We start from the raw sequence: 10,654 nt of genomic DNA on the forward strand, positions 1-10,654 counted from the left end.
CCCATGAGCTTTCCCGACCAACCGGTCCCCCCACATCCTCAGGAGTGCGCACATGCGCCGAACCCGCCGCCGTCTCGCGGCATCCCTCCTGTCCCTCGCCCTCGCCACCGCCGGACTGGGAGCCGTCGGCCTCGGCACGGCCGCGCCGGCCGCCGCGCTCGGCAACGGCAACGCCCTGACCCCGCCCATGGGCTGGAACTCCTGGAACTCCCTCGGCACCGAGGTCACCCAGGAGCAGGTCGTCCAGACCATCGACTTCATGGCCGCGAACGGCCTGGTGGCGGCCGGGTACGACACCGTCACCATCGACGACGGCTGGTCGCTCTGGCACCGCGACGGCCAGAGCACGGACCTGGTCCGCAACGCCGACGGCGGCATGCAGCTGTACGACAACGCCGGGAACCCGGTCAGCGGCACCGACGGCACCGGCAACGACCCCACCTCCGGCCACCTGATCCCCCGCCCCGACCACTTCCCCGCGCAGACCGTGGACGGGCGCAGCGTCAACGGCATCGAGTACCTGGCCCGCTACGCGCACGGCAAGGGCATGAAGTTCGGCCTCTACGCCACCGACACCTACCTCACCTGCCAGATGCACCCCGGCAGCCTCGGCCACGAGTCCACCGACGCGGCCGACTTCGTCTCCTGGGGCGTCGACTTCGTCAAGTACGACGACTGCCCGTACGGCCCGCAGATCGTCGGCCCGGACGGGCACAACTACTACACCCAGGGCGAGGGCAAGGAGCTGACCCGCTCGGTCTACGCCCGGGTGCAGACCTTCCAGCGTGCCCTGGACGCCGCCTCCGCCACCCAGGGCAGGCCCAAGGTCACCCTCAGCGTCTCCGCCCAGCCCGCCCACACCGGCGTCCCGTACCTGCTCGCCGCCGACGACCCGGCCCGCACGGACCCGGTGGTCCAGGCCGCCGGGACGGCTCCGTTCCACGCCCCCGGCTACGCGCCCACCGGCGTCTGGTGCGGCCAGGTCGCCAACCTCTGCCGGATCGGCGGCGACCGGGACAGCGAGCTCGACGGGGTGCTCTGGAACGGGCAGTTGCAGACCGCGCTGCAGTACCCGGGCAACGTCCGCCCGGGCAGCTGGAACGACCTGGACATGATGTTCACCGGCTGGCAGGACGTCTACGGCCTGTGGGGCACCACCGACACCTGCGTCTGCCACAAGCCCTTCACCGACGACGAGTCCCGCACCGAGACCTCGATCCTCGCCATGCTCGCCGCGCCGCTGATCTCCGGCGCCGACCTGCGCACCGCCGCGCAGTCCCGGCACAGCGACGGCGGCTACACCTGGTCCACCGGGATCGACGACGCGAGCCTGGCGATCCTGAAGAACCGCGAGGTGATCGCGATCGATCAGGACGGCCTCGCCAAGCCCGCCACCCTGGTCGGCGCCAAGCCGGCCGACGGGCGCGCGCCGGTGGTCCTCAAGCGGCAGCTCGCCAACGGCGACACCGCCGTGCTGCTGGTCAACCAGGACCCGGCGGCCGGCCGCAGCGTCTCCACCAGTCTCACCGAACTCGGCCTCGGCGGCTCCGGCTACCGGGCCAAGGAGCTGTGGACGGGCGCGAGTTCGACCGTCACCGGGCCGATCGGCGCCTCGCTCCCGGCGCACGGCGCGGCCCTCTACCGGCTCACCCCGACGTCGACGGGCGGGCCGTCGGGCGTCGTCGACGACGGGAAGTACCACACGCTGACCAGCGGCGGCCTCGCGCTCTCGCTGCTCGGCTCCTGCACCGCGCCGATCGGCTCGATCACCGACCTGGAGCCCGCGCGCCCCGGTGACGCGGCGCAGCAGTGGACCTTCACCACCAACCCCGACGGCACCGTCCGGATCACCGACAACTGCGCCACCGCCACCCACCGGCACACCGTGCTCTCCGCCGGGAACTCGGCCGGCTACAGCGCCTACCTGCTCGACCTGTCGCCCGGCAACCCCTGGCAGGAGTGGAAGCTGACGCAGGGCGAGGCCGGCGTCACCGTCACCAACGTCGCCACCGGCCTCGCCCTCGACGCGGGCGCCGGCACCGCCGGCACCCCCGTCACCACCCGCCCGGCAGCCGGCCAGAGCTGGGCCGTCGGGTCCTGAGGAACCTCTCAGTCCCTCGTGCCGGCCGTCCGCTCGGTGGAGCGGGCGGCCGGCATCCGGACCAGCACGGCCACGCTCAGGCCGAAGATCAGCACGCCCAGCGGGACGTGGACCGACGGCACGTGGGCGATGCCGAGGACGACCTGCGCCGAGGCCAGCACCAGGAAACCCGACGCGTACAGGATCGGACGGGGCGAGCCGCCGCCCGGCCGCCAGGCCAGGACGGCGGCGAGCACGTACAGCATCGAGGCCCCGTACATCACCCGCGCGCCGATGCCGTGCAGCAGTTCGCCGTAGGAGGTGGAGAGCAGCAGGCCGGCCGAGACCGCCTGGAGGAGGACGGTCGCGGTCTGGAGCGCGACGGAGACCCGCAGGAAGGCCCGGGTACGCTGTTCCACCGCCGTTCCCGGCACCGTCCCCGTCGCCGCCCTCGCCGTGGTGTGGATGGCCATGTCGTGTTCCCCTCTTCTGCCTCGCGGCGGTTGATCGATAGTGTCCCGGTGATCCGACGACACAGGCCGGCGAAGTGTGAGGCGGGGTCCGTCCCGGGCCGGACATCGCAGGCCGGCCCGTGGTCGGGTCGCAGCGGCGGGAACGGCAGGAGCCGCGAGAACGGCGAGAGCGCCGGCCGGACGAGACGAGACAGGGAGCGGCCCCGACCATGAACACCCCGTCCGAGCCGGGGCAGGAGCGGCCCGTACCGGAGCTGAGCGTGATCGTCGGCGAGCGGCGGCAGCTGATCAACCTCGCCTACCGGCTGCTCGGTTCGCTGGCCGAGGCCGAGGACGCGGTGCAGGAGACGTACGCCCGCTGGTACGCGCTGCCCCGCCGGCAGCAGGAAGCCATCACCTCGCCGGGCGCCTGGCTGACCACGGTGGCCACCCGGGTCTGCCTGGACCTGCTCGGATCGGCGCGGGCCCGGCGGGAGCGCTACGTCGGCGAGTGGATCCCCGAGCCGCTGCCCGACCGCAGCGAGTGGATCGGCGGGCCGGCCGGCGGCAGCGGCGGACCGGCCGACCCGGCGGACCGGGTGACCCTGGACGAGTCGGTGAGCATGGCCTTCCTGGTCGTGCTGGAGGCGATGACCCCGGCCGAGCGGGTGGCGTTCATCCTCCACGACGTCTTCCGCTACCCCTTCCCCGAGGTCGCCGGGATCGTCGGCCGGACCCCGGCGGCCTGCCGGCAGCTGGCCGCCTCCGCCCGCCGACGGATCAGGGCCGCGCAGGCCCCGGCGACGCCGACGGGCGCGCAGGCCGCTCTGGTGCGGCACTTCAAGGAGGCCTGGGAGGCCCGGGACATCACGGCCCTGATCGCCCTGCTCGCCCCCGACGCCACGATGACCGCCGACGGCGGCGGCCTGGTCGGCGCCGCCCTGCGCCCGGTCCGGGGCGGCGAGCGGATCGCCCAGTACCTGGTCCACCTCGCCGACCGGGCCCCCGGGCTCACACTCCTCGAACGGACCGTCAACGGCCGCCCCGGCCTGGTCGCCCGGCACGGCGGCCGCACCGCGACGGTGGCGGCGTTCGAGCCGGCGGACGGCCGGATCACCCGCATCTGGGCGGTCCGCAACCCGGAGAAGCTGCGCCCGTGGACGGAGAACGACCCGCGCGACGGCTGAACGCCCGGCCTACAACTCCTCCACCACCTCCACGCCCGGGCACTCCCGCGCCAGGTCGGCGAAGAAGCGCTCCCCGTCGATCACCGCCTCCGGCGGGTGCACCCCCGTCGCCCGCACCGTGCCGTCCAGCAGCTGCGCCAGCGCCAGCCCCGCCGGGACGCCCGTGGCCTCCGCCATGTCCGCCAGGAACCGCTCCGCGCCGTCCAGGCGGGCGAGCGCCGCGGCCGGTCGGCCGTCGCGCGTTCCGGTGGCGGTGGCGAAGAACGGCGGGAGGGTGCCCGGCCCACGCATCCGGGGGGCTCGGGCGGCCGCGCGCAGGGTACGGCGCAGGGTGGGGCGGTCGAGGTCGGCGGCGGCGGTCTCGTTGGTCAGCCGTCCGGCGTCGAGGTCCTCGCGCAGCACGCCCAGGTAGGCGGCGGTGCCGACGGACACCACCATGAGGTTGGCCGCGTCGCCGCCGGGCCGCAGGCTGCGGTGCAGGGTGACCGGCTCCGGGTGGCCGACGGTGTAGGCGGTGCCGCGGTGGCCGCCGGGCAGGTCGAGGGCGACCGGGCGCAGCGGGGGCCGCCGGACCAGCCGGCCGTCCTCCACCGTCGCGACGGTACCGCTGATCTGCTGCATCCAGTGCACGGCGGCGGCCGAGACCGCGCCGTTCGGGTCGCGCAGCGAGGTGTCGGGCCGGGAGGAGCCGGGCCGGGAGGAGTCGGGCGTGGAGCCGACGTCCACCGGCCAGGCGGTGTACACGTCGGTCAGGGTGTCGAGGCGGGCGGCGGCCCGGGCGGCGAGCAGGTTGCTGACGCCGGGGCTGGCGCCCGCGCCGAGCACCGCGCGCACTCCGGCGGCGCGGGCCTCCTCGTCCAGTTCCAGCATCGCGACGGTGGGTTCCCAGTCGTCGCAGATGTCCAGGTAGTGGGTGCCGGTGCGGATCGCGGCGCGCAGCACGTCGAAGCCGTAGCGGTAGTACGGGCCGACGGTGTTCAGCACGGCGTCGGCGTCCGCGAGGGCGGCGTGCAGCTCCGGGCCGTCCGTGACGTCGACCCGGCTCGCGCGGACGGGCACCGGTGCGCCGGCGGCGAGTGCGGCGGCGGCGCGGCGGGCGGCGTCGAGGTCCCGGTCGGCGATCACCAGTTCGTGGACGCCGGGCAGGGCGGCCGCGACCCGGGCGGAGACCCGGCCCATCGCGCCGGCTCCGCCGAGGGCGAGGAGCTTCATCGTGGGTCAGCCCTTCCGGTGGTCGAGCGAGGTCAGGAAGTCCCGCATGCCGTCGAGGTAGCCGGGGGTGAACAGCGAGCGCGGGGCGGCGACGGCCAGGACGGTGCTGCGCAGTTCGGAGTCCTCGACGTCCTCGGGCACGATGTTGTGGGTGGAGTCCGGGAAGCGCAGGACCTGGAGCAGGCCCGGGGTGGTGACGAGGCGCCGGTAACCGGCCTCGGTGTCGTCGCTGTCGACGTTGACGTCCCGGCCGCCGAGGATCAGTTGCACCGGGATCCGGACCGCGGCGAGGTCCTCGGTGGCGTCGGAGAGGTGGTTGCGCTTGTTGAACGCCCACCGCTCGGGGGTCAGCCCCTCGGCGTCGCCGCCGGCGGCCCGGTACTGCTCGAAGGTCGCACTCGCCCGCAGGGCGGCCAGGTCGCGGTCGCTGCGGGCGACGGCGGCCGCGGTCTCCTCGGGCGAGGCGTGCCGCTCGCCGAGCTCGGCGAGCAGGTTGTAGCGGCCCTGCTGGAGCCAGTTGACGGCGGTGCCGACGGCGATCAGGAACGTGACGTCCGGGGACTGCCGGGCGGCCTTGGGCATCACCCAGCCGGCCTGGCTGGCGCCCCAGAGCCCGATCCGGTCCGGGTCGATGCCGGGCTGGGCCTTGGCCCAGCGGATCGCGGCGAGGGTCTCGTCGACGCGGTCCTGGATGCTCTGGTCCAGCCAGCTGCCGGGGGCGTTGCGGACGCCGGGCTTGTCCCAGGACAGCGTGGCGTACCCGGCCTTCGCCATGGCTTCCCAGAGCGGCCGGTAGAAGGTGTCGTGGGTGGCGTCGACGGGTCCGTCGCCGTGGACGAAGACCACCAGTCCGTACGGTCCGTGGCCGCCGGTCGGGCGGGCCAGCACGCCCTGGAGCGGCTGCTTGCCGCCGGTGACGGTGACCCGCTCCTCCGTGAGGTCGTACTCGTTCTGGTACACCACCCAGCCGCCCGCGCCGGCCAGCAGCACGGCCACGGACAGCAGTGATCCCCAGAGCCACCGGCGCTTGCCGAACAGCTTCATATCGTTCACTCGCCAATCGTTCGTTTCTAAAACGACCGTAACAGATATGAACGGTACGCGTGAGTCACCCGGCCCCCACGTGCTCCGCCCCGGCGGACGGTGCCGCCGAATCCGGCACCACCGGCTCCGGCAGCGTCCGGAACAGCGCCCAGTCGCACCGTCGGCGCCCCGGCGACCGCACGCTGTCCCGGCTGTTCCGCGCCGACCTCGGCATGACCTTCCCCAGTGGCGCACCCAGCTGCGGCTGCACCACGCCCTGGTCCTGCCGCCGAGGGACTGCCGGTCACCGCCGTCGCGCACCGCTGCGGCTGGGCCTCGGCCGGCGCCTTCATCGACGTGTTCCGCCGCGCCCTCGGCCACACCCCGGGCGCGCGGGCGCCCAGTTGAACACCGTTGTCCGTGGGACGTGGGAGGCTGGGAGGCATGTGCGGCCGCTTCGTCTCCACCACCACGCCCCAGGACCTCGTCTCACTGCTCGGAGAGCTCCGGTGGGACCCGGCCGAGACCTTCGCACCGAGCTGGAACGTCGCCCCGACCGACCCGGTCCCGGCCGTCCTGGAACGCGTCGACCGGGACACCGGCGAGGTGATGCGCCAACTGCGCCCGCTACGCTGGGGATTGATCCCGTCCTGGTCCAAGGACCCGTCCGGCGGCGCCCGCATGATCAACGCCCGCTCGGAGACCGTCGACACCAAGCCCGCCTTCCGCAAGGCCTTCACCGCCCGCCGCTGCGTCATCCCCGCCGACGGCTACTTCGAATGGCGCGAGGTCCCCGCCACCGCCGACCGCAAGAAGTACAAGCAGCCGTACTTCCTCAGCACCGGCGACGTGATGCTGATGGCCGGCCTCTACGAGTTCTGGCGCGACGGCACCCGCCCCGAGGACGACCCGCTCGCCTGGCTGGCCACCGCCACCGTCATCACCACCGACGCCACCGACTCCGCCGGCCGCGTCCACGACCGGATGCCCCTCACCATCGCCCCCGACGACCTCCCCACCTGGCTCTCCCCCGCCCACACCGACCGCGCCGAACTCCACCACCTGCTGCGCCGCCCCGCCGACGGCGACCTGCGCGTCCGCGCCGTCCCCACCACCGTCAACAGTGTCCGCAACAACGGCCCGCAACTGCTGGACCCGGCGGACGACCCGCTGGGACTGGCCGACTGAAGCCGAACCAGGGAGATCGCATGAACCGCACCCCCGCGAGCATCGTCGAGGCCGCGTTCCGCTGCTACCGGTCACAGGACCGGGAGGCGGCCGTGCCGCTGTACGCCGCGGACTTCACGTTCACCAGCCCCCAGGACGACCGCATCGACAAGGAGGCCTTCTTCCGCCGGTGCTTCCCCACCGCCGACCGCTTCACGGAGCAACGGCTGCTGCGGGTGACGCCCGCCGGCGGGGAACTCGTCTTCGCCTACTACGAGTACGAGCTGACCACCGGCGACCGCTACCGCAACGTCGAGGCGATCACGGTCCGGGACGGGCTGATCCGGGAGGTGCAGGTCTTCTTCGGCGGCCGGCAGCCGGCGCCGGGCCCGCCCACGGCACCGTGAACCGGCCTCCTGCGGAACCGCAGGCAGCCCTTGCCCATGTCCTGCCCGGCCAGCCGTTCCTCGAACGCCTCACGGACGTCACCGCGCATGAGGTAGAAGGAGATGTACTGCTTCTGGCTGGCGAACGCGATCTCCGCGGCGCCGCCCCGCTCGTACGCGGGCATCCCGTACGCCATGACCTCGTCGAAGCCCACCAGCTCCTCCCGGCACAGTTGCCGCAGCGTGGCCAGCACGGCCCTGCGTCCCTCAGGAAGCGAGGGACCGCCCCGGATCGTCCGCGTCGCAGAAGTCGTCGAAGAGCACGTGCACGGTGTGGGCGAGGTCCTCGAACTCGTCCCGGTCGAGCCACACCTCGCGCTGCCAGGTCGGGCCGGCCAGCACCACCACGGCGGGCACGACGTGGAGGCGGAACGCGGGGAGGGCGATGCCGTGATCGGTCACGGGCCGAGGGTACTCACTCCGTGATCACCGGTGCAGTCCCCGGCCGGCCCAGCGGGAGCAGGTACTGGATCGGCTCTCCGAGGTCGTCCAGGCCGAGGAGTTCGTGGGCGAGGTCGTCCTGGAGGCCGCCGAGGGGGGTGGTGCCGAGGCCGAAGGCGGCGGAGGTCAGGAGCAGGTTCTGGGCCAGGTGTCCGGCTTCCAGGACGCCGAGGCGCAGGGCGCGCAGACCGTAGCGGCGGCGCAGCCGGGCGAGGTCGAGGTACACGGCGAGGACGGCGGGGGCCTGGTCGACGCCGATGGCGTCCGGGTCCTCGGCCGGGCGGGAGAGGTAGGAGGAGAGCGCCTTGAGGTCGTCGAGGGCGGGGGCCGGGCCGATCGGGCGCAGGCTGCGGTGTTCGGGGAGGCAGTGGTAGGTGCCGGCGGGCAGGCCGTCGACGGCGAGGGCGAGCAGGCGCAGCCGGACGGTGTGCAGGGCGCCCGCGCTGGGGTACGGGCGGTGGCCGGTGTCGGGGGCGGGGGCGAAGGCGGACCAGAGCAGTCCGCCGAGGGCGCCGGCGGTGAGCGGGCCGGTCAGCGGGCCGCGGGTGGAGCGGCGGGTGCGCAGGGCGTCGGCGAGGGTGACGGGCGGCAGCGGGTCGGCGGGCAGCGGGAGGTCGCCGGGTCGGGGGCTCGGGGCCGGGTGGTGCGGCAGGTCGCGCAGGGCGGTGTCCTCGCCGCGGCCGATCTGGAACTTGCTGCGTTCCAGGTACTGGTGGTCGGGGGCGTGGTGGTCGGCGGGGAAGAAGGTGAACGGCTGTCCGGTCTCCAGCAGGGTGCGGGCGGCGAGGCGGCAGACCGCCCGTTCCTCGTCGGGGCCGACGCCGAGCCGGTTGAACAGCATGTGCAGCTGGGAGGCCCAGATCCACTCCAGGCGCTCCTCGGCCTCCTCGGCGGCCGAGGCGGGCGCGGCGGCCACGACGGCCCGCATCCGGGCGGCGGCCTCGGCGGCCTGCGCCGCCCAGTCGCCCAGCCAGGGCGTGGCCGTGCCGGCGTCCAGTGCCGCGCGCAGCTCCCGGGCGCGGCGGGCCAGCGTCTCCCGCTGGCGGGCGAACACGGTGTTGACCCGGGTGTGCACGGCGGCGCCCGGCAGCGGCCGGAACTCGGTGACCCAGCGCCAGGCGGCGGCGTGGCGGCGCAGCCAGCGGGAGGCGGCGAGTTCGTCGAGGCCGAGCGCGTACGCGGTGGTGTGGGCGAGGTCGAGGGCCAGTTGCAACCGCTTCTCGGGGGCCGCGCCGAGGGCGTGCAGGGCGCGGACGGCGGCGCGGGTGGACTGGGTGAACACCTCTTCGGCGATCGGCAGCAGGGCCGCGCCACCGTAGCGCTCGGTCTCGGGCTCGTACGGGACCTCCGTCACGGTGCCGTGCCCGTCCGCGAACGGGCCGTCGGGCGCGGTGCGTCGGGTGGCGAGGCGGGTGAGGTCGGCGGCGAGGGAGGCGGGCGCCGGGCCCGGGCCGCGGTGGCGGATGCGCAGGTGGGGGCCGCCCTCGCCGTAGCGGATGAAGAACCAGTCGGTGCCGGCGAGCCCGTCCATCAGCGGGGCGAGGTCCTCGGTGAGGAAGGCGTCGGCCTCGCGGGCCGGCAGCGGCAGCGCGAGGTGCAGGCTGTGCCAGGTGGTGGCCGGCAGCGCGTGGGTGGTCATCGCGTGCTCTCCGGTGGCTAGGGGAACGGGTGCGGGTGGAGCGGGAGTTCGTCGTGGCGCAGCGGCGCGGGGGTGCGGCCGAGGCGGTACGGGACCTCCAGCAGGCGGGGCAGGCCCCGGGTGCGGCGGTTGGCGTGGCCGAAGGTCATCGGCAGCGTGCCGGGGACGACGACCTTGGCGCAGTGCAGGCCGAGCCGGTCGCGGACGCCGGGCTCGTCCTGGGTGACCACGAGGACCTCCAGGTCCTCCCCCGCCAGCCGGGTGACCGTCCGCTCCAGCAGGTCGGTGAGGTCGGTGACCGGTTCGGGGTCGCCGGGCCAGCGCTCGGTCCAGGGCACCGGCGGCGGGCCGGCGAAGAGGAAGTCGAGGCGGGGCTGGGCCTCGGGCAGGGTGTTGAGGCCGACGTGGTCGTCCAGGGAGACGACGAGCTCCGGGCGCTCCAGCATCGGCCGCAGCCGCTGCGGGTCGCGCGGCCCGCCCGGGGCGACGGAGCGGTGGGGCGCCTCCTGGACGTTGGTGACCACTTCGGCGACGGCGGAGCGGATCGCCGTCCGGGGGTCGTGGTGGGCTCCGGCGGCCAGGAGGGTGCGCGGGGCGTCGGGGTGGTCGCCGCGGTGGCGGCAGAGGGCGATCACGGCGGGAACGCCGAGGTCGTTGGTGGCGTCGAGCAGGGTGAGGCGGTAGCCGAACAGCTCGGCCCGGTCGGCGAGTTCGGCGATCTGCGGGTCCTCGGTGGGGACGGCGACGCCGGGCAGCGGGGTGCGGGCGTACCAGGCCATCAGGAAGGCGTCGCGCTCGGCGACCTCGAACAGGCCGTAGAGCGCGGCCTCCTGGGGGCTGTTGCCGAGTCCGCAGCCGTTCGAGGACTCGTAGACCACCCGGGGGCGGTCGCGGCCGGGAACCTCCCAGTAGGCGACGCGCTCCGGGACGGCGACCGGGCGGCGGCGGGTGAGCGACCAGCCGTGCACCCAGTCGAGGACCAGCTCGGGGGTGTAGGGGGCGGTGGC

11 protein-coding genes and 1 pseudogene are annotated in these 10,654 nt (G+C 74.6%); 5 read left to right on the forward strand and 7 right to left on the reverse strand.

The window, feature by feature from the left end:
- Nucleotides 1-52: 52 nt before the first annotated feature.
- On the forward strand, nt 53-2,101 hold the full coding sequence (locus ACIQOV_RS10570) for an alpha-galactosidase (RefSeq protein ID WP_401047156.1): 2,049 nt from the start codon (nt 53-55) through the stop codon (nt 2,099-2,101).
- Between the two features lie 8 nt (nt 2,102-2,109).
- Here ACIQOV_RS10570 and ACIQOV_RS10575 read toward each other — a convergent pair whose 3' ends face one another.
- A complete protein-coding gene (locus ACIQOV_RS10575; RefSeq protein ID WP_401047159.1) occupies nt 2,110-2,553 on the reverse strand; it encodes a hypothetical protein in 444 nt (147 codons plus the stop codon).
- Between the two features lie 209 nt (nt 2,554-2,762).
- Between ACIQOV_RS10575 and sigJ the strand changes: the two genes are divergently transcribed.
- A complete protein-coding gene (gene sigJ, locus ACIQOV_RS10580; RefSeq protein ID WP_401047161.1) occupies nt 2,763-3,719 on the forward strand; it encodes an RNA polymerase sigma factor SigJ in 957 nt (318 codons plus the stop codon).
- Nucleotides 3,720-3,728: 9 nt separating this feature from the next.
- Here the strand turns inward: sigJ and ACIQOV_RS10585 are convergent, their stop codons facing one another.
- A complete protein-coding gene (locus ACIQOV_RS10585; RefSeq protein ID WP_401047163.1) occupies nt 3,729-4,931 on the reverse strand; it encodes a saccharopine dehydrogenase family protein in 1,203 nt (400 codons plus the stop codon).
- A 6-nt stretch (nt 4,932-4,937) separates the two neighbouring features.
- The gene (locus tag ACIQOV_RS10590) at nt 4,938-5,975 is read right to left on the reverse strand and encodes an alpha/beta hydrolase family protein (RefSeq protein WP_401047174.1); all 1,038 of its coding nucleotides are present in this window, start codon (nt 5,973-5,975) and stop codon (nt 4,938-4,940) included.
- A 170-nt stretch (nt 5,976-6,145) separates the two neighbouring features.
- On the opposite strand from ACIQOV_RS10590, the pseudogene ACIQOV_RS10595 reads away from it, so the two are divergent.
- From ACIQOV_RS10595 to ACIQOV_RS10605, 3 genes and pseudogenes are all read left to right on the forward strand, one after another.
- Nucleotides 6,146-6,362 (forward strand): annotated as a pseudogene (locus ACIQOV_RS10595) (helix-turn-helix transcriptional regulator); the annotation flags it as partial.
- Between the two features lie 36 nt (nt 6,363-6,398).
- Nucleotides 6,399-7,142, forward strand: a complete 744-nt coding sequence (locus ACIQOV_RS10600) for an SOS response-associated peptidase (protein WP_401047166.1) — start codon at nt 6,399-6,401, stop codon at nt 7,140-7,142.
- 20 nt (nt 7,143-7,162) lie between these two features.
- Nucleotides 7,163-7,528, forward strand: a complete 366-nt coding sequence (locus tag ACIQOV_RS10605; protein ID WP_401047167.1) for a nuclear transport factor 2 family protein — start codon at nt 7,163-7,165, stop codon at nt 7,526-7,528.
- On the opposite strand, the gene ACIQOV_RS10610 is transcribed toward ACIQOV_RS10605, so the two are convergent.
- The 4 genes from ACIQOV_RS10610 to ACIQOV_RS10625 all read right to left on the reverse strand — a co-directional run.
- Nucleotides 7,423-7,800 (reverse strand): DUF1801 domain-containing protein, encoded by a 378-nt coding sequence (locus ACIQOV_RS10610; RefSeq protein ID WP_401047176.1) that lies wholly within the window; start codon nt 7,798-7,800, stop codon nt 7,423-7,425. The two genes, ACIQOV_RS10605 and ACIQOV_RS10610, sit on opposite strands and share 106 nt — an antisense overlap.
- A complete protein-coding gene (locus tag ACIQOV_RS10615) occupies nt 7,775-7,969 on the reverse strand; it encodes a hypothetical protein (protein WP_401047170.1) in 195 nt (64 codons plus the stop codon). The genes ACIQOV_RS10610 and ACIQOV_RS10615 overlap by 26 nt, the downstream gene beginning before the upstream one ends.
- A gap of 13 nt (nt 7,970-7,982) precedes the next feature.
- Nucleotides 7,983-9,647, reverse strand: a complete 1,665-nt coding sequence (locus tag ACIQOV_RS10620; RefSeq protein WP_401047172.1) for a thiopeptide-type bacteriocin biosynthesis protein — start codon at nt 9,645-9,647, stop codon at nt 7,983-7,985.
- Nucleotides 9,648-9,664: 17 nt separating this feature from the next.
- Nucleotides 9,665-10,654 (reverse strand): YcaO-like family protein (locus tag ACIQOV_RS10625; RefSeq protein ID WP_401047173.1); only part of this gene is annotated, 990 nt, incomplete at its 5' end.

The sequence above is a fragment of the Kitasatospora sp. NPDC091257 genome (genome assembly GCF_044757675.1).
Classification (GTDB): domain Bacteria; phylum Actinomycetota; class Actinomycetes; order Streptomycetales; family Streptomycetaceae; genus Kitasatospora; species Kitasatospora lactacystinica.